21 protein-coding genes are annotated in these 19,187 nt (G+C 27.7%); 13 read left to right on the top strand and 8 right to left on the bottom strand.

Annotated features, from left to right (window positions below; translation table 11 throughout):
- Positions 1–27 precede the first annotated feature (27 nt).
- Positions 28–1,161, top strand: a complete 1,134-nt coding sequence (psgB, locus tag BLA33_RS00955; protein WP_075226329.1) for a HemN-related non-iron pseudo-SAM protein PsgB — start codon at positions 28–30, stop codon at positions 1,159–1,161.
- On the opposite strand, the gene rpiA is transcribed toward psgB, so the two are convergent.
- Positions 1,148–1,834 carry a ribose 5-phosphate isomerase A gene (rpiA, locus tag BLA33_RS00950; RefSeq protein ID WP_075226328.1) on the bottom strand — a complete coding sequence of 229 codons (687 nt, stop codon included), beginning with the start codon at positions 1,832–1,834 and terminating at the stop codon, positions 1,148–1,150. The two genes, psgB and rpiA, sit on opposite strands and share 14 nt — an antisense overlap.
- Before the next feature lie 148 nt (positions 1,835–1,982).
- Between rpiA and gpmA the strand changes: the two genes are divergently transcribed.
- Entirely contained in the window at positions 1,983–2,729 is a 747-nt protein-coding gene (gpmA, locus tag BLA33_RS00945) for a 2,3-diphosphoglycerate-dependent phosphoglycerate mutase (protein WP_004790833.1), read from the top strand.
- 66 nt (positions 2,730–2,795) lie between these two features.
- Here the strand turns inward: gpmA and lysS are convergent, their stop codons facing one another.
- Complete coding sequence (gene lysS / locus BLA33_RS00940; protein WP_075226327.1) at positions 2,796–4,361, bottom strand: lysine--tRNA ligase; 1,566 nt, start codon at positions 4,359–4,361, stop codon at positions 2,796–2,798.
- Positions 4,362–4,433: 72 nt separating this feature from the next.
- Complete coding sequence (gene era, locus BLA33_RS00935) at positions 4,434–5,306, bottom strand: GTPase Era (RefSeq protein WP_029346421.1); 873 nt, start codon at positions 5,304–5,306, stop codon at positions 4,434–4,436.
- A gap of 105 nt (positions 5,307–5,411) precedes the next feature.
- On the opposite strand from era, the gene BLA33_RS00930 reads away from it, so the two are divergent.
- Genes BLA33_RS00930 through BLA33_RS00920 form a run of 3 tightly spaced genes read left to right on the top strand, consistent with a single transcriptional unit; the run spans position 5,412 to position 6,657 of the window.
- Positions 5,412–5,768: a hypothetical protein gene (locus BLA33_RS00930; protein WP_029346422.1), complete on the top strand. Its 357-nt coding sequence runs from the start codon at positions 5,412–5,414 to the stop codon at positions 5,766–5,768.
- A gap of 9 nt (positions 5,769–5,777) precedes the next feature.
- Positions 5,778–6,188 (top strand): hypothetical protein, encoded by a 411-nt coding sequence (locus BLA33_RS00925; protein WP_029346423.1) that lies wholly within the window; start codon positions 5,778–5,780, stop codon positions 6,186–6,188.
- Between the two features lie 19 nt (positions 6,189–6,207).
- On the top strand, positions 6,208–6,657 hold the full coding sequence (locus tag BLA33_RS00920; RefSeq protein WP_029346424.1) for a DUF192 domain-containing protein: 450 nt from the start codon (positions 6,208–6,210) through the stop codon (positions 6,655–6,657).
- 8 nt (positions 6,658–6,665) lie between these two features.
- Here the strand turns inward: BLA33_RS00920 and BLA33_RS00915 are convergent, their stop codons facing one another.
- Entirely contained in the window at positions 6,666–7,340 is a 675-nt protein-coding gene (locus BLA33_RS00915) for a hypothetical protein (protein WP_029346425.1), read from the bottom strand.
- Positions 7,341–7,397: 57 nt separating this feature from the next.
- On the opposite strand from BLA33_RS00915, the gene BLA33_RS00910 reads away from it, so the two are divergent.
- The 8 genes from BLA33_RS00910 to BLA33_RS00875 all read left to right on the top strand — a co-directional run bounded on the left by BLA33_RS00910 (position 7,398) and on the right by BLA33_RS00875 (position 16,047).
- Complete coding sequence (locus BLA33_RS00910; RefSeq protein WP_004791468.1) at positions 7,398–8,357, top strand: glycosyltransferase family protein; 960 nt, start codon at positions 7,398–7,400, stop codon at positions 8,355–8,357.
- Positions 8,350–9,348: an N-acetylmuramoyl-L-alanine amidase gene (locus BLA33_RS00905; protein ID WP_029346426.1), complete on the top strand. Its 999-nt coding sequence runs from the start codon at positions 8,350–8,352 to the stop codon at positions 9,346–9,348. Before BLA33_RS00910 ends, BLA33_RS00905 begins: the two co-directional genes overlap by 8 nt.
- Positions 9,338–9,889, top strand: coding sequence for a hypothetical protein (locus BLA33_RS00900; RefSeq protein WP_029346427.1), 552 nt, complete (start codon positions 9,338–9,340; stop codon positions 9,887–9,889). Before BLA33_RS00905 ends, BLA33_RS00900 begins: the two co-directional genes overlap by 11 nt.
- Before the next feature lie 77 nt (positions 9,890–9,966).
- Positions 9,967–10,995 (top strand): flagellar filament outer layer protein FlaA, encoded by a 1,029-nt coding sequence (flaA, locus tag BLA33_RS00895; protein ID WP_029346428.1) that lies wholly within the window; start codon positions 9,967–9,969, stop codon positions 10,993–10,995.
- Positions 10,996–11,061: 66 nt separating this feature from the next.
- On the top strand, positions 11,062–13,659 hold the full coding sequence (locus BLA33_RS00890; RefSeq protein WP_075226326.1) for a chemotaxis protein CheA: 2,598 nt from the start codon (positions 11,062–11,064) through the stop codon (positions 13,657–13,659).
- Positions 13,660–13,666: 7 nt separating this feature from the next.
- Positions 13,667–15,070, top strand: coding sequence for a CheR family methyltransferase (locus tag BLA33_RS00885; protein WP_075226325.1), 1,404 nt, complete (start codon positions 13,667–13,669; stop codon positions 15,068–15,070).
- An 11-nt stretch (positions 15,071–15,081) separates the two neighbouring features.
- Complete coding sequence (locus BLA33_RS00880; RefSeq protein ID WP_075226324.1) at positions 15,082–15,567, top strand: chemotaxis protein CheX; 486 nt, start codon at positions 15,082–15,084, stop codon at positions 15,565–15,567.
- 39 nt (positions 15,568–15,606) lie between these two features.
- Complete coding sequence (locus BLA33_RS00875) at positions 15,607–16,047, top strand: response regulator (RefSeq protein ID WP_002557259.1); 441 nt, start codon at positions 15,607–15,609, stop codon at positions 16,045–16,047.
- 39 nt (positions 16,048–16,086) lie between these two features.
- Here BLA33_RS00875 and BLA33_RS00870 read toward each other — a convergent pair whose 3' ends face one another.
- From BLA33_RS00870 to BLA33_RS00855, 4 genes are read right to left on the bottom strand one after another with little or no spacing between them, the layout of a single operon-like run.
- Positions 16,087–16,602 (bottom strand): hypothetical protein, encoded by a 516-nt coding sequence (locus BLA33_RS00870; RefSeq protein ID WP_029346429.1) that lies wholly within the window; start codon positions 16,600–16,602, stop codon positions 16,087–16,089.
- Positions 16,599–17,645, bottom strand: a complete 1,047-nt coding sequence (locus tag BLA33_RS00865) for a hypothetical protein (protein WP_004793332.1) — start codon at positions 17,643–17,645, stop codon at positions 16,599–16,601. The genes BLA33_RS00870 and BLA33_RS00865 overlap by 4 nt, the downstream gene beginning before the upstream one ends.
- Positions 17,639–18,502: a hypothetical protein gene (locus tag BLA33_RS00860; RefSeq protein ID WP_029346430.1), complete on the bottom strand. Its 864-nt coding sequence runs from the start codon at positions 18,500–18,502 to the stop codon at positions 17,639–17,641. Before BLA33_RS00860 ends, BLA33_RS00865 begins: the two co-directional genes overlap by 7 nt.
- Positions 18,499–19,161 carry an HAD family hydrolase gene (locus BLA33_RS00855; protein ID WP_004791441.1) on the bottom strand — a complete coding sequence of 221 codons (663 nt, stop codon included), beginning with the start codon at positions 19,159–19,161 and terminating at the stop codon, positions 18,499–18,501. The genes BLA33_RS00860 and BLA33_RS00855 overlap by 4 nt, the downstream gene beginning before the upstream one ends.
- Positions 19,162–19,187: the final 26 nt, after the last annotated feature.

The following is a 19,187-nucleotide window of genomic DNA, read 5'->3' as shown; positions in this document are numbered from 1 at the left end:
TAAATTTAAATTTTTAAAAGACCAATTATGAGAGTAGATCTTTTACCTCTTTTCGAGTTAAGTCTTTATATTAATATTTCATTTTGTTGTAAAGATTTTAGCATTTTTAATAAAATTTTAGAGGAATTGAAATATTATTTAACCTTATTAGGTCATCCAATTATAAAAACACTTTACATTAAGCATGTAGATTTTTGTTTATGTAGGCAGGATAGTTTAAAATTTATTTTCACTTCTTTGTCCAAATGTATTAATTTGGCTTTATTAGAAGAATTTACTTTAGAAATTATTCCAGGTTATGCTGATTTTGAAAAATTCAAACTTTTGGATGAATTTTTCATTACTCGAATTAATCTTAGTGTTCAAAGTTTTTCTTTAAAATTTAGAAAGATTATGGGGATACCTGAAATTTCTTATGAAAAAATGAATATTCTAATTAAAAATATTAGAAAGTTTCCTTTTGATTTAAATATTGATATGACTATTAATATTCCTTTTCAAAAAAAATCTGATCTCAAGCGAGATTTAAAAGAATTACTCTCATATATACCCGAGCATATTTGTTTTAGTGATTTTATATGTGAAGAGCAAGACCTTGCCTTGAGAGATTTTGATAACGGTATTGGTTCAGAAAAGCTGTGGTTTTATGCCCTTGAGTGTTTAGAGTCCAATGGCTACATTAATTATGAAATTACCAATTTTATGTTAAAGGGTCATGAGAGTAAGCATAATAAATTAAATTGGGAGTTAAAACCGTATTTAGGATTAGGATTGCACGCTGTAAGTTTGCTTTTCTGTAATGATAAGAATAATAATGTAAGAGCTTTGATTAGAAAAGATAGTGGTTTTGTTAAAGCAAATAATCACTTGGCAAAGTTTGAATTGTTAGAGGATTTAGAGTTTTTTATTTATCATTTTATTCAAGGACTTGGAACTATTCAAGGTGTTAATTTGCGGTCTCTTAGGCTTAGATTTGAGTATAATGAAAAACAATTTTTTCAGTTTATTAATTATTGCTCAAATTTAAGTAAAAAGTTTGTTTTTGATAATAATATTATGTTATTAAAAGGGCGTGAAAGATTTAAGTTAGATTTTTATTTAGTAAAAATTATGAACTATTTTAATGATAACTTTTTTAAAGTGAAATTTAGGCTTCCTTGATTTGTTTGTTTTGGTAATAAACTATTTTTGTGTTTTTATGATTGAATATTCCAATCTCAAGTATACCTGGAAATAGTTTGAAGTATTTTTCTGTTCCTTCGGGATTTTCTACATGCATTTTTACATCTAAAATGTAATTATTGTTATCAGTTATAATAGGTCCTTTTTTTTCTTTACAAACTCTTAAGGTTGTGTCTAAATTCATTTCTTCAAGTCTGCTCATAATAAATCCAACCGCATTTTGGGCAACTTCTATGGGAATAGGCATTTTTGTTCCCAATTTTTTTACGATTTTTGTTTCATCTGCTATTATTAGCAATGTTTCTGAATTGTAAGCGATTACTTTCTCCATTAGATGTGCACCCCCCATTCCCTTTATTAAGCTTTTTTTTTCTAATAGAATTTCATCAGCTCCATCAATTGCGATGTTTAGATTTTTATTAAGTTTTGAAAAATTTGATTCATAAGGAATTTGTTCTTTTGATAGTAAATATTTTGTATCGCTACTTGTTGCATAGAGTTTTAAATTTTTTAGGTTGCCCGATTTTAGCTTTTCGCTTAAATATTTTATTGCATAATAAATAGTTGTACCTGTTCCAATCCCAAGATTCATATTGCTTTTGATGTAGTGATCAATTGCATATTTTGCTACCAACATTTTTTGATTTTCCATAAATTTTTTTCCTTGCTTTAATGGATTTAAAGCCCAAAATTCATTTTAAAGTATATCATTATTTAATTAAGATTGAAATCTTGACTAGATTTCGTGCTAATTTATAATTATTAGTATTAGTAAATAAAATAATATGCTAGGAGATTTTATGTATAAATTAGTTTTAGTGAGGCATGGAGAGAGTGAATGGAACAAAGAAAATCTTTTTACTGGTTGGACAGATGTTAAACTTTCTGACAAGGGTATCAATGAGGCTTTAGAGGCAGGTTTGCTACTAAAGCAAGAAGGTTATTCTTTTGATATTGCTTTTAGTTCTTTATTGTCAAGGGCTAATGATACTTTAAATATTATTTTGCGAGAATTAGGGCAATCTTATATTAGTGTAAAAAAAACCTGGAGATTAAATGAGAGGCACTATGGAGCATTACAAGGTTTAAATAAGTCAGAAACAGCTGCAAAATATGGGGAAGATAAAGTTTTAATTTGGAGACGCAGTTATGATGTGCCCCCAATGTCTTTAGATGAGTCCGATGATCGTCATCCAACAAAAGATCCAAGATATAAATATATTCCTAAAAGGGAACTTCCTTCAACAGAATGCCTTAAAGATACTGTTAAAAGAGTAATTCCTTATTGGACTGATGAGATTGCAAAAGAAGTTCTTGAGGGTAAAAAAGTTATTGTTGCTGCTCATGGAAATTCTTTAAGAGCTCTTGTTAAATATTTTGATAATTTAAGCGAAGAAGATGTTTTAAAGCTTAACATTCCTACGGGTATTCCTTTAGTTTATGAATTGGATAAAGATTTAAATCCTATTAAACATTACTATTTAGGTGATGAAAGTAAGATTAAAAGTGCAATGGAATCTGTTGCTAGTCAAGGAAAGTTAAAGTAACAGTCTATTACTATTGAAGTGTTAATAAGCCGTATTTATGGCTTATTTTTTTTATCATTTTAAGGTTTAAATATATTTGCTTACAATTTTTTCAAAGCGGTCAATACCAATTATTTTAATAAATCCGGCTAATTTGGGTCCTTTTTCTTTGTCGATTAAAATTTTATAAATTTGTTTAAAGAACAAAGCGGGTTCTATATTATTTTCTCTTGAAATTTTATATATTTCGTTTTGAATGTCTTGCTCTGTAGCAACTTCAAAATTTTTCTTTAAGAAATCCAAAAGTTCACTAATTGCCTTTTTGTTATCTTCTTTTAGTATTTCTATATTATCAAATTTAGATCTTAATGAAAATTTGAAATCCTCGGGTGCAAAATCTTTTATCCAATTAATTACACATTTGATCTTATTTATTAGTTTATCTTTCTGATCGTCTTGAACGTTTTTTAAGTAATTTAGAATTTTATTTATATTATTTTCAAATATTTGACAGATTACACTTAAATGTCTAAATCCAATTTGATAAGGGATTCTTTTACTTGGCATGTATGGTTGAGATAGCTCATAAATTCTTTTAAATGATCTTTTTTTTTCTTCTTTTATATCTTCTACTCCATAGTAGATTCTCTCGAATCTGTCGTAATCTTCGTATATTTTAATTACGTCAAGATCAAATGAGATCGAAAACTCAGTATTTGGCTTTGTAGCGGCAAATAAAAATCTTGTGACCTCAGGTGTGTAGATTTCAAGAACATCTTTGAGTGATATGACATCTCCTGATGAGGATGATATTTTCCCACCACGTCCTTTTATTGAAATAAAGTCATATTGAAATGTTACAGGTGGGCTGCCTTGAAAAATTTTTACAATATTTTTAGATGTATCAAAACTACCACCACTGCTGTGGTGATCTTTTCCTGCAGGTTCAAAGTCAACTTTTTCATATTTCCATCTCATAGGCCAATCTATTCTCCAGGGAAGCTTAATGGCCCATGTAGTCCTTATGTCTAAAGATTCTTGATTTCCGCATTCACATGAGTATTCAACAGAGTAATGATTGTCATAATTATTTACAGTTGTTGTATCTCTATTGCATTTTGTACAAAATATACTGATTGGATACCAATTTTCTTCAAGTTTTGAAGTTCTATATTCGTTTAATGCTTCAGCCAGTTCTTTTTTATGATTAAGTGCAAATTTTATTTGACTTGCATAAGTACTGTTAGTATATTTTTTACTTTGGTCAATGAATTCAGGATTGATGCCTACTATGGGCAGATATTTTTCAAATTCAATTTCATTAGCTCTTGCATAGCTTGTTTTATGGCCTCTTGTGTCAGGAACTCTTGTTATTGCTTGTCTTAAATAAGTTGTAAGAAGTTCTTGTTCTGGCATATTTTGGGGAACTTTGCGAAATACATCGTAATTATCCCAAGAATAAATAAATCTTACTTGTGATCCAGAGTCTTTTAAAGCTCTTGCTACAAGGTCTACCGAAATAACTTCTCTAAAATTGCCAATGTGCACAGTTCCAGATGGAGTAATTCCTGATGCTACTGTATATAGGGTTTTTGGACCCTTTTCTTTTTTTATTTTTTCTGCATAAAAATCTGCCCAATGCGCCGTCTTCACATTTTATTCCTAACCCAAATTTTAGCATTTTATTTTTCAAGTTTCAAGATTTTAGAAAATTGTAGTTGAATATTAATTTATAAGTCTTTTTATTAGTTTGTCTTCTTTGTTCCAATTTTTTTTAAGTTTTACCTGGAGGAATAGGTTGCATTTTGTTTCAAAAATTTTTGCAATCGTTTTTCTTGCCCTTTCTCCTATTGATTTTATTTCTTTTCCGTTTTTTCCTACAATTATTCCTTTTTGACTTTCATTGGCTACAAAAATATTGGCTCTGATAAAAAGACTTCTCTTTTTATTTTCCAAGGTATCAATATCTACATACAAAGAATAGGGAAGTTCTTCTTTTAGGTTTTCAATAGCTTTTTCTCTTATTATTTCACTAATTCTAAAATTTATTTCTTGATCTGTGTAGTATTCTTGTGGATAATAAAGTGGGCCTTCTGAAAAATTTTCATAAATTTTATTTTTTAATTCTTCTGTGTTAATTTTTTTTTCAGCAGATATCTTAATTATATTGTTATCTTCTATTCCTTTTTCTTTTAGAAATTGTATTATTTCTTTTATTTTTGTATTTTTAAGATCAACTTTATTGATTAGCACTAAAAATTTAATTTTAGAGTTTTTAATTATTTCTAGCATTTTATTTTCCTCTTCTCCAGGTTTGTCTTGAATATCTATTATGTATAGAATAAGCTCAACTTCCCCTATTGAAGAGTGTATATTTTTCATCATTGCAATATTAAACTTTTTTTTACTCAGATGAAATCCTGGTGTGTCTATAAAAATAATTTGCCCTCTGTCATCGGTAAAGATTCCTTTTATTTTATTTCTAGTTGTTTGTGGAATAGGGGATATGATTGATATTTTATGCCCACATATTGAATTTAAAAGGGTAGATTTTCCGGTTGATGGTCTACCAAGTATTGCTACAAATCCCGATTTCATCTTTTAGCATTCCTTAAATATGTAATATTCATACATTTTTTATTATAATTAATTATACAGTATTTTAGATACTTTATAATTAAGTAAAATTTGAGGAAATTTCGTTTGGCAAAGGTAAATTTTGAAGTTTTTTGTGAGCAATGTGGTGAAAAGGTTGGGCTTAATAGGTCTATTTGCCCTAACTGTGCTGCTAAGCTTGGCGACATAGAATGTCCAAATTGTCGGCATGTAGGGCCAGTTTCTGCTTTTGGAGAGGGTTGTCCTAATTGTCACTACAGTCCCTTTCAAGAGCTTAAAGAAAAACCTTTTAAAAGAAAAGAAAGAGTAAGAATAGCCGGTGATGGAGTAGTTTCTAAAGTCTTTGTAAGACTTTTTCATTTTGGGATTAATGTTAATATTTTGCTTTATTTATTTTCAAGTTTTTTATTTGTTCTACTTTTTCTTTACATTGTTTATGGCTAAAGGCTTTGTATGGGTATTACAGTTTTTTATTTATTTTCTGTTTTTACATCTTTTGCTATGGGTTCTAGCATGGAGTCTGTTAAAGAGAATGTTATCAAGAGTACTATTTTTTATTATGATATTGAAGAAGTTGAATTTCCTTATGCCATGAAACAAACTTTACGATTTGTTGGTAAAACCCATTTAAAATATGCTGTTTTTAATTTTGACAAAAATAAAATGTTTTCATACACTTTTGTTTTTGATAAAAAATTAATATCTCAGTATTCAATTTTTATTGAGGTAAAGAAAAAGTTTGGCGAGGCTACTCTGGTAACGCCTTTGAATTATTTTTGGGATCTTGGCGAGTATATTATTGTCTTAAATAAAAATATTTTAAGAATGACCTTAAAATCTTATATTGAAAATTATAATAAATGATTCTTAATAAGGTTGATAATTGGAAAAAATTTTAAAACGGTTTTTATGTTTAGTTTTGTTGATGCCTTTTTTATCTTTCGCTGATCATTTTTATGATAAAAAAGTTGTGATAAATGGGTTTAAGTTTTTTGTAAAAATAGCAGCTAATGAATTTGATAGAGCAAAAGGCTATATGGGCGCTGAAAAAGTTGAATATGGAAATGGAATGCTTTTTGTTTTTAAAAAAGAGCAAAAGCTATCTTTTTGGATGGAAAATACACCTTTGCCTCTTGAAATAGCCTATATTGATTCAAATGGAATTATTAAAGAGATTTATGATTTAGAGCCATATTCTAGAGCAAATGTTAATTCTATTTATAAAGCAAAGTATGCCCTTGAGCTTCCAAGAGGCTCATTTTCTAAATTTCAAATAAAAATAGGCGATAAGGTGAATTTTTGCTTTGATATTAATTCTTTATCGGTAGAATGATTTTGAAATTATTGGGCTTTAATTTCTTGAAGTTCTTCTTCGATTTGATCTTCTTGAAGTTCATTTTTATTATTTTCTTTTGTTGAACTTGTTTTTTCTTTTTTTAAAGAGGGCTGTTCACTTGATGCTTTATTTGCATTATTATTTTCTTCATTATTATCAATGCTTTCGTTGTTGGTTGTGATTATTTTCTTAAAAATAGTTATTGTTGAGGCGATCTCGTCAATTGCATCAAGCAAAAGTGTTTCGCTTGCAAATTCTTCTGCTTTTACAATATATACTAAAGAGTTAATTCCTCTTTCTGCATTGTGAATAATCTCCCATGATCCCAGTACTCTGTTATTATAGCTGTCGCTCATAAGGGAGTCAGATATTTCTTTAATTTTTTGTGTGTTTACATCAAATACTTTGACAATTCCAAATATTTCTCTTATTTTTGAATTTTTATATGAGTTTAGCCTTGATCTAATGATTACTTCTTCTCTTTCGTTACTGTTTATATCTTTAAATGCTATAAAGTCATTCTCTGAGTCTATTTTATATTCAATTTTGTTTTTATCTAAAAATTTTTTAATTCTCTTGTCATACTGTATATTCTTATGGTTGCAAGAAATGAGTGTAAAAATGATAATAATCGTGCTATAGAATAATGAATTAATATTAATTATTCTTGGAATTAACATTGTATTATTTGACATATGATTATTATAATTTAATTGTGAGGATTTTAAAAGTAATTTATGCGTCTTCAAGGTAGCGGCTATTCATATACTGTTATTCAATCTAAAAATAATTATTCACAAAAATCTTCTTTTGGGATTTCTTTTGTAATATTAAGCAGAGGAACAAAAATTTTTAGAGAAGATTTGTTTGAATTTTTATCAAATTTTGACTTCATAAGAGAAATAATTTCAATTGAAAAACAGAGTAATAGAAGTTCTTTGCAGTTTATCTCAGAAAGTTATGGTAAGTTAAAATTTATTTTACTTTCTGATGATTTGAATTCTGGAGAAAAGGTTAATTTAGCAATGAAAGAATCCAGCTGTGACTTTGTTTTTGTTTTGCAAAGTGATATGTACTTGTTAAATCCTTTTTGGATTCCAAATATATTCGACGAAATAGTCAAAAAAAATGTTCTTCTTGTTGGGGGTGAGTTTTTTGACAAAGAAGAAGAAATGATTCCCTCGATTTTTCTTCCCAGCATAGATGAACAGCAAAAGTTTAAGGTAATTTTAGTAAATTCTGAAAAAGACTATGAAAAAACTTTGATTACCATGGATTATTGCGGACTTTATTCTAAGGAAAAGTTTTTACAGCTTGGAGGTTTTGATGGAAGGATTCAAAATGAATATTTTCAAAGAATAGATTTTGGACTAAGGGCTATTTATTTTGGAGAACATGTTTATATTTATAGAAAGCTAAGAATCCAGTATACTGCATTAAATTCGCCAGAAAATTTGACCAAAAATAAAAGTTTTTTAATTTTTTTACTTAAGAATTATGTTCCAATTTTTGTTGGAAATGGCGTTGTTTTTTCTTTTTTGAGGTTTTGCAAAATTTGTTTAAAATACAAAATTAATCCTTTTCTCTTTCAAAAAGAGTTTAAGGAAATAAAAAGTGAGATTGCTAAAAATAGCTTAAGATTCAAAGGAGACTTAAAGAGTGCTATTGAGCTTTGGGAAAATGATATTATTGATTGATTTGATTTTGTTTTCATATTTAAGCTTATATTCCAAGACCCTTGATTACTTAAATGTTCTTGATTTTTTTGACACCAATGTTTTTAAGTTTGATTTAAACATTGAAAATGATGTTTTTACAATTGAAAATGATAAGGGATATTTAAAGTTTAGGTTAGGTTTTGAATATGCGCTTACATCTTCTGGTTATTATATGTTTGTAGACCCAATTATTGACATTCGTGGAGAAATTTTAATAAGTCAAAAGGTATTAAAACAAATTGAAAATTATTTCAATTCTCTTAAAAGTTATAATAAACCCAGAATTACTTCCATAATCATTGATCCTGGACATGGAGGGCATGATGCTGGTGCGGTTGTGACCTTAAATATAAATGGTTACGATGTTGTGCTTCAAGAAAAAGATTTTGCATTAACTTATTCTATACATTTGTCTAAAATTTTAAGTAATTATTTTATAAATAAAAATATTTTGTTAACTCGTATAAATGACGTCTTTTTAACTTTAAAAGAGCGGTCGGAATTTGCAAATGCAATAAAACCAAATTTTCCCAATAATGTCATATTTTTGTCCATACATGCTAATGATGCTCCAAATAATGAAGCTAGAGGAGTTGAGTTTTGGTATCTTCCCAAGGATTCAAAAAGAGAGGTTATTAAACATTTTAAAGGATATGATATTAAAGGTAATAGATACTTAAGTGAGCTTAATGATATACTAGATATTAAATATAAATATGAATCTAAAAGATTGGCTGAAATTTTGTATAAAGTATTTAAAAATGAGTTAAGCGAAACTAATATTAGGCCAATTAGAGAAGAGCAATGGTTTGTAATAAAAAATAGCAGTATGCCTGCTGTATTGATTGAAATGGGTTTTTTGTCCAATATTTTAGATGCTAAATTAATTTTGGATTATAATTACATGAGCAAGTTTAATATCCTAATACTTAAATCTTTGGTGGAATTTATAAATTTTTATGAAAAATAATATTTCGGATGTATTTTTTAAATATAATGCAGTGATTTTTAATTTTTTAAATTCAAAAAAAGAGCATACGGTTAGATTGCTTTTAGGGATTTTGGCAGCAAGCTTTTTGTTTTCTATTTGTATGGTTTTTTTAAATTATGATAATCTTTTTTCAAAAAAGGTTTTTTATTTTTACTCTAGCAAGGGATTTGTTTCTAATTTAAGGTACTTAAGAGATGAAAAAAAATTGAAAGATAATTTAGATCTTTTAGCAAAAGATTTCCTTTTGGGAAGCAATGAAGGGTTTTCTTTTGGATTTTTATTAAGTGATGCGAGATTTTTATATTCTTTTTTAAAAGATGGAATTTATTATATAAATCTTTCAAGGGAGTTCTATGATTCTTTTAATAACGGGGATTATAATGAATCTTATGAATCTTTTGATGTTAAGGTTAACCTATTTGTCATGTCTTTAATAAAAACAATACACTTTAACTATCCCGGCAAGGTAAAAAAACTTGTTATTCTTATTGAAGGGTGTATGCTAAAGGAGCAAATTTGATAAATTTAATTTTATTAATAATGGCAATTAAAAAACGAAAATTTTATAAAAGATTTATATATAAGGAGTTGGTTTCCATGAAGAGGAAAGCGAAAAGTATTTTACTTTTTTTATTATCCACGGCTCTTTTTGCTCAAGAGGCTGATGGATTGCCAGAAGGCTCTAAAAGGTCAGAGCCTGGAGAATTGGTTTTAGATTTTGCAGAACTTGCAAGAGACCCAAGTTCAACTAAACTTGACCTTACAAATTATGTTGATTATGTTTATTCAGGTGCTTCTGGCATTGTTAAGCCGGAAGATATGGTTGTAGATCTTGGGATAAATAATTGGAGTGTTTTGCTTACTCCTTCTGCAAGGTTGCAGGCTTACGTTAAAAATTCAGTTGTTGCGCCTGCTGTTGTCAAGAGCGAGTCAAAAAGATATGCAGGCGACACTATTTTAGGAGTAAGAGTTTTGTTTCCAAGCTATTCTCAATCATCTGCTATGATTATGCCACCATTTAAAATTCCTTTTTATTCAGGAGAAAATGGTAATCAATTCTTAGGCAAAGGTCTTATTAATAACATTAAAACTATGAAAGAGATTAAAGTATCAGTTTATAGTTTAGGATATGAAATAGATCTTGAAGTTTTATTTGAAGATATGAATGGCATGGAGTATGCTTACTCTTTAGGGACTTTAAAGTTTAAAGGCTGGGCTGATTTAATTTGGTCAAATCCTAACTATATTCCCAATATATCATCTAGAATAATTAAGGATGATGTTCCAAATTATCCTCTTGCTTCAAGTAAAATGAGATTTAAGGCTTTTAGAGTTTCAAAATCACATAGTTCAAAAGAGCAAAATTTTATCTTTTATGTTAAAGATTTGAGAGTTCTTTATGATAAGTTGAGTGTTTCAATAGATTCTGATATTGATAGTGAATCTGTGTTTAAAGTTTATGAGACTAGTGGAACTGAATCTCTTCGTAAATTAAAGGCACATGAAACTTTTAAAAGAGTTTTAAAGCTTCGAGAAAAAATTTCTATGCCCGAAGGGTCTTTCCAAAACTTTATAGAAAAGGTTGAGAGTGACAAAAAACCTGAAGAATCATCCTCAAAAAAGTAGGTTCAAATATGTAAAGCTAGCCTAAAAGGTTAGCTTTACATGTATAAGATTTTAATAGGAAATGGTATGGAAATATTAGATTTAGAAAATGAAGAGCTTTTAGGAGTTTTTTTCGAAGAGGCTCAAAATCTTGTAGATATCCTTGAAGAGAATATTATGTCATTAGAGGATGATCCTAATAATTCTGATACTATTGATGAAATATTCAGGGCAGCCCATACTTTAAAAGGAAGTTCTGCTTCTCTTGATATGATGGAGTTATCTGATTTTACTCATATTGTTGAAGATGTTTTTGATGCTATTAGAGATGATAGGATAAATATAAACAATGATCTTGTTGATCTGCTTTTAAATTCATTAGATGTTATTAAGGAAATGCTTGCGTTTCGTCTTGATGGCAAGGTTTATTTGAGTGATATAAGTGATCTTAAAAACAAGTTAAATCAATTTTTAGTAGTTGATAATCAAACATATATTAAGAGATTGGACGAAAATTCAACCAAAAATGATTTTTGTCTTTCAGAATTAGATCTTGAGGAGATAAGAGAAGGGTTAGGAATTGGGCAAAAGGTTTTAAGGATCAGTGTTATTTTTAATGCAAGCAGCGATTCTGAAGTTGAAAATGGTGGATTGAAGATATTTAATATTTTAAAAAATTTAGGGTCTGTGTTACATACAATCCCTAAATATGAGCAAATCATTGAAGATAAATTTTTAACAAGAGTAGATTATTATCTAATATATTCAGATATAGAGGGCGTGAAAAAAAGTTTAGACTCTTCAAATTTAATTGAGAGCTATTTGGTTGATGAATTTAATGTAAAAGAAGAATTAAAAAAACTTTCAGATAGAAAAACTAAAGATATTGATTTAGATTCCAACCTTGTTTTAAATGATGGTTTTTTTGATTTTACAGAGAATGAAATTTCTGATTTATTACTTGAGATTGAAAATCAAAAGTTATTTAAAGTTAGATTAAATTTTGTAAAAGACAATCCTATGGCTACGATTAGTGGGTTTCAAATGTTTCAGGCATTAAAAAGTCTTGGAAAAATTTTCAAGTCTCTTCCAGATTCTAGTGAATTATTGGCAGATAAATTTTTTGATTTTGTTATATATTACTTAATATCAAATGTCAGTGTAGACAGTATTGTTAAAAAGATTAATTTACCAGATGTTGTTAGTCATTTTGAAATCAAAAATGTTGATTTAGAATCTTTAAAGAATATAAGCTTAAAAGAAAACGATGAAGTGCCTTTTAAGGCAAATAAAAGTATTAAGAAAAACAATCCAATTAGTGTTAATTTAATTAGAATAGATAGTAAAAAAATAGATTACATATTAAACCTTGTCAGTGAAGCTGTAATAAGCAAATCATCTTATAATCAAATAAATTCAGAAATGATTACATTATTTTATAATTTTAATTATTTTTATGATTATCAAGAAAGTTTTCAGAGAAACTTTTTAATTGATTTAAAGATAATTTTTAAAGATGCAGGCTTAACATTAGAAGATGAGATTGAATCACACATTAATTCTTTGATGAATTTTAAAATGGAGAAAGCTCTTAATGATATATCTGAATTGAGAAATTCTTTTTTCAGACTTCTTCAAAATTTTAAAATGACTTCTGGGCGGCTATCTAGAATAATTACAGATTTGCATGAAAGCGTTTTAAAGACCAGGATGTTGCCAATATCTAATATATTTTCAAGGTTTACAAGAGTTGTCAGAGATCTTTCAAAGAAATTGAATAAGATTGTAAATCTTGAAATGGAAGGAGAGGAAACTGAGCTTGATAAGTCTGTTATAGATGACCTTGTAGATCCTTTGATGCATTGTGTTAGAAATTCAATGGATCATGGACTTGAAACAGCTGAAGAGAGAGTTAAAAAGGGGAAGAGTAAAGCAGGTACTATAATTTTGCGCGCTAAGAATGAAGGAAATGTAATATCAATTGAGATTGAAGATGATGGGATTGGTATAGATCCAAAGATTATTAAGCGCAAATTAATTGAAAAGGGAATAATAAAGGAAGGTGTAATTTACTCTGATTTTGAACTTATTAACTTAATTTTTGCTCCTGGTTTTTCAACAGCAGCTCAAGTGACAGATCTTTCAGGTAGAGGTGTTGGTCTTGATGTTGTTAAAAAAAGCATTGAAAAGCTTAATGGAACCATTTTAGTAGAATCAGAAATTGGACGTGGAACAATTTTTAAAATTAAGCTACCATTGACATTAGTGATTATACAAGGTCTTTTGGTGAAGTCAGGGCCTGAGACTTATGTTATTCCTTTGAACAATGTTCTTGAAACTCATAGAATAACTGAGTACGATATAAAATTACTTGAAAATTATCATGAAGTTTATAATTTAAGAGATGAAATCATTTCTGTTCTCAGGCTTGATAAACTTTTTAATATAATAAGAGACGATTCATTAATAGAGAAATTTTTAATAGTTGTTAATACTAATAACATAAAAACCGCAATTGTTGTAGACTCTATTCTTGGCGAAGAAGATTTTGTAGTAAAGCCTATTAAGGATAAATTTTCAGCAAGCTCGGGTATAGTTGGAGCTACTACGCTTGGTAATGGTAAGGTTGTATTAATAATTGATGTTTTTAAACTTTTTGATTTAAAAAAGGCTATTAAGGAGTGAATCTCTTGTGCAGATAAAAGAAATTTATTTTGGACCTAAAATTTTAGACGATAAAAATTGTAATTCTAAATTGACCAATTTTGATTTTAAGGTTGTTTCTTTTGAGCTTGGGTCAGATCATTATTTGGTAGACATTATGCAAGTTAAAGAAATTAGAAAATCTAGTAATTTTACTTATGTTCCAAATGTCAAAAAATATGTAGCTGGGCTTGATAATTTACGAGGCGAAATAATTCCTATTATAGACCTTAGAATAATGTTTAATTTAGAATTTAACAAAAAAGATCTTGAAGATATTATGGTTTTAAAAAATGAAGACCTTCTTATAGGGGTTATTGTTGATAAAATTAATAATGTTTTTTCAATAGATTCTAGCCTTATTCAAGATCCACACCCAGTTTTATCCCAAGATTCTTTAATAAACTATATAAAAGGCGTTGTAGATTATAACGAAAAACTTTATATACTGCTCGATGTTTTTAAAATTTTTAATTATAGTGAAGAAGAAAAGGTATTAAAGCCTGGCCAAAATTCTGCTGAAAAAATCGATTTTGTAAGCGATTCTGATGATTTAGATGTGCTAGAGGATTGTAAAGGTAATTTTTCTGCCAATAATGTTTTTCCAAAAAATAGCAATAACAATGAAAATTTAATTTTAAATAATATTTCAACTTTTAATTTAGAGAATATTAAAAAAAATCTTTTGAAATACAAGTTTAATGCTTCTTTGGTAAATGATGTGTTTTTAGAAAAAGTTGGAGTAAAATTTAATATGGTTGATACTGATTGCTTGCCTTACGATAGTTTTTTAAATGAATTTTATTCAAAATCATCGGGAAGTTTGTGGGGAGTTGATTGTTTGGAAGAATTTCAAAATGAAATTGTTAAGAATCGCTTAAATTTTATGGATAATTTGAATTCTATTTTCAATGTATTGGAAATTGGTTGTGGTAGTGGAAGAGAGACTATAGCCTTAGTTAATGCTTTGTCTGAATATTATGTAAAACCTTTTAAGTTGACAGCTATTGATAATGATTTGTCAAAAGTGGTTGAAACTTCTAGGTTGATTTTTTCAGAGTCAGAAATTGGTATTAGTGAAATTTATCGTAGGAACTCTTTTGAACAAAGTCCTGGGGTTTATAAATTTAAGTCAGAAATTCTCAATAATGTCTTGTTTGAATATTCCGATGCTCTTTTTTCAGATTTGCCTGATAATTTGGGAATGGTTTTTTTAAAAGATGTTTTATGCTTCTTGGATAGTAAAGATCAGATTTTAATTTTAAATATCATTGCTTCCAAAACTATTAAAGGGGCTCTTTTGGTTTTGGGAGATAACGAAGAGCTTAAAAATAATGATGTTTTTATAAAAGAGAAATCCGCAAAATATTTTAACTTATACAGGAAAGTCTAAAGGAGAAATTAATGAGAATAGATTATATAGAGCCGTTTTTGGATGCCGCTTCTTCAGTTTTAAGAGATATGTTGCTTGTTGAGAATATAAAAATGGGTAAACCAGGGCTTAAATCGATAAATCAAAAGATAAAAGGTGTTTCTGTAATAGTAGGGCTTGCCGGGTCTGTTGAGGGTAGTATAATTATTGACATGGATATAGAAACAGCTCTTTTTGTTGCTTCTAAATTAAATTTTGAAGAGTATGATGATTTTGATGATGAGGAAACAAAAGAGATGGTTGCTGCAATTCTTACTGAGGTTGGCAACATTATTGCCGGAAATTTTGTTACTACTCTGCATGCTAAAGGTTTTGTATTTGATATAACTCCACCAGCTTTTATTTATGGAGAAAATATGAAAATAAGCAATAAAGGTTCTGAAGCTTTGATTGTTCCTTTTTCTTTGCCTGATGGTAAAATTATAGAAGTTAATATTGCAATAAGAGAGAGGGTTTGATATGAAAAGAAATCTTTTTATTAGAAAAGAGAGGTTAATATGATTCAAAAGACTACAATTGCTGCAGATTCTTCATCTAAACCTAGGGGAATCAATTATGATACAGGCATTCCTTTTAATGTTTTAATTGTTGACGACTCTGTTTTTACCGTAAAGCAGCTTACACAAATTTTTACATCAGAGGGCTTTAATATTATTGATACAGCAGCTGATGGAGAAGAGGCTGTGATAAAATATAAGAATCATTATCCTAATATTGATATTGTTACTCTTGATATTACTATGCCAAAAATGGATGGAATAACTTGTCTTTCTAATATTATGGAATTTGATAAAAATGCTAGAGTGATAATGATATCTGCTTTAGGTAAAGAACAATTAGTTAAGGATTGCTTAATAAAAGGAGCAAAAACATTTATTGTTAAACCATTAGATAGGGCAAAGGTTCTTCAAAGAGTAATGTCCGTCTTTGTTAAATAAATTGTTTATAAAATAGCTCAAGTTTTAATTTTATTATTTTCATTCATTTGGAGAAAAAATCATTTCATTACTTATTTTATCTGAATTCTTTAAAAAATAAGTAATGTTAAGATTGAATATTTTTATAGGCTCTACATTATTTTCTATGTAAAGCTCTAATTTGTAAAATCCCGTTTTTGTGTATATTAGCGAATAACTTTTAAAAATCCCATTTATATTTTTAATTTTAAATATTTTGTATTTTAAAAATTTGTTATCAATAAGCTCGCTTTGAATTAGATATTTATTTACTTCTTTGTAGTTCGAATTTAATAAGCTGTAGTCAGTTTTATTTAGCATTATGCTTTTTACAAAATGTTCGGTTAGTTTATAAATATTTTTTTCTATTTCGCTTGTTGGAAAATTAGTATAGTATTCTTTTTCTAAAATTAAATTGAAAGATGAATATTTTTTTATTTCTTCGCTTGCTCTTTTTTCAATTGAGATGTTCAAAAGCCTAGCATTAAGTGGTAAATATAATACTATAAGTAGTATTGAAATTATTTGAATTTTCATTTTAATTCCTGGCTTTTGTTAATTATTTTTTTTACTTTTTCAATTTCTAAAGGTATTTTGCTTTTTCGCTTTGAATTTAGTTTTTCTTTTAGTAAAAGATTGTTAAATGCTTTTGCAAGTTCATATACTTTTTCTTCGCTTAAAGTAAAAGGAATTTGAATTTTTCGATATTCTAATGGGTCTTGTAAAATTTTTGTCATTAAAATAATAGGATTTAAAAAGCTTGCTTTAAAAAATTTATAAAAATTCATTAAAAAAATAGTAAATGATGCAAACAATGCAAATAGAAAAATCCCAAGAATAGAATCGCTTTTTCTTTGCAAATATTTATCTATATAAAATTTTGTCTTCTCTATTTCTATTACTTTGTATTCACTAGGACTGTAGTAAACAAATATTTCGTCTGATTTTGAGTATATTATATCTTCTTTTTCCTTGATTATTAGGATGAAAGGATATTTTTCTTTAATGTAAGCTTTTTCATTTATTATTGATATATTTTTAATAATATTAAATTCTTGTTTTTCTGGTATTGAATTTACAATTTTTGAGCTTGATATTATTATAAAAAATGTAAATGGTATTAATAAGCTCATTGAAAATGTCCTAGCAAATGCTATTAGTATTAGGTTCTTTTCTTTTGAATTGTAATAGATTTCTATTATTAGGTCGTTAAACCTAAGAAGCCTTAAAAATCTTAGCTTAAAAAGTGATAGCATTATTGGATTTAATATGGTTTCGTGGGCGACAATTATGTTTTTAAGCTGATATGAACTATAAAATACTAATGGGATAAGGCAGTGAATTATGTCGAAAAATAGATTGTTTCTGACGTAGATTTCTAATCTTTTAGAAAGGTAAGCCTTGGTTATTTTATATAAAAAAATGAAAATAAAAATTGTGTCAAATAGAAAACCAAGAAATATTAGTGCAAATCGTATTTTGTATGGTAAAAAAAGAATTATTGAGAGCTCTTCGATTAAAAGTTCAAATATTGAAAAAATTATTATTGCTTTTAAGAAAATTGAAAAATTTTTTACCATTTATTTCCCTTGGCTATTTCTAATAATTCTTTGATTATTCTTGAATCATATTCTCTAGAGCCTGATTGTTTTATTGAAAACCAACTTTCATCATACCCAATAAAACCTTTGACTGGATTGTTTTTATATTTTGGAATTCTTGCTCTGGCTGAAAAAATGGCAATTAATGTTGAAATTGGAGACATTGTTTGTAAAGTCTCATATTTAAAAAAGCTTTCAATTATGAGTCTAGCTGTTTTTTCGTCTAGAAAATCGGTATCATTGCTTATTGCTTTTGAAGTCGATTCAATATTTTTAATAGTCAATTCTATTCCTTTTTCAAAGCAGTATTTAATTACCAAAACTTTTAAGAGGAGTAATATCTTTATATAATTTTTTATAATGTCTGATGAATAAAGGGCTTTATTTTCCTTTTGTATTAAATATATTGTATAGGAATTTTTTCCTTCAAATAGTTTGTTTATGTAAAAAGTGATGTATCCATTGCTTATAGTATTAAAATTATAAAAGAATTCTTTTCTTAAAGATGAGTTGGCTTTAACGAAGTTAAATATCAAATTTAAGTCGTTTTTTGTTAATTCTTTGGTAAAAAGAGGCTTTACAATGTTAAAATCAATAGCTTCAATGCCAGATAAAACAAATGGCGTAATCATTGCATCTGTTTTATCTTTGATGTATTGAATTAGATCTTTTAGTTCTGATTCAAAATCATTTTTGATGAATGTAGCAATAGTTTTTTTGTTTTCTTTTAAATAGCTGAGCATTTCAATTTCTTTTTCTATAGCAGACAAACTTTTTATGCTTTCATGATTGAATAGGTAATGATATAGGTAAGGAAAATATGGTTTTGCATTCATTTTATTAGGTCCAATAGTTCAAGGGGTTTATGGAGTATATGTTTTGCTCCATTTTGTTTTAATTCTTGAACACTTCTAAATCCCCAGGAAACCCCTATTGGTATAAATCCAGCGTTTGTTGCAGTTAGCATATCTACGTCGCTGTCTCCAATATATGCGATTTCTTCTTTTTGGACATTCAATTCTAATATCATATCAAGGGCATTTTCAGGATCTGGCTTTGGTGGAAATTTTTTTGAATAACCTCTGACTTCAAAAAAAAGTATTTTTCCAAAAATATTTTTTACCAAACTTATTAATTCTTCGTGGTTTTTATTACTTAAAATTCCAATGGGAATTTTAAGTTCATTCATATTTTCTAGAAGGGTTTTGATATTTTCGTATGGTTGTGTTTTAGATGAAAGATTTTTGTTATATTCTTTTACAAATTCTTTATAAAGTTTGTCTTGTAAATTGGGATTATTATATTCAAGAGATAATAGCTTTAGAGTGTCTATTACAAATTTGTCAAATCCTCTACCAACAAGGGCATTGAATTTGTTTAGCTCTATTTCATTATATCCCAAGTTTGAAAGAGCAGAATTCATTGAGAATGCAATATCCATGATGCTATTTACCAGGGTTCCATCCATATCAAAAATGCAGGCTTTAATTTTCATAATACTCTCTTTTTTGATAGTTTAAT

Origin of the sequence: Borreliella garinii (genome assembly GCF_001922545.1) — a bacterium.
Classification (GTDB): Bacteria; Spirochaetota; Spirochaetia; order Borreliales; family Borreliaceae; genus Borreliella; species Borreliella garinii.
This window is presented reverse-complemented; position numbering and strand designations above follow the sequence as displayed.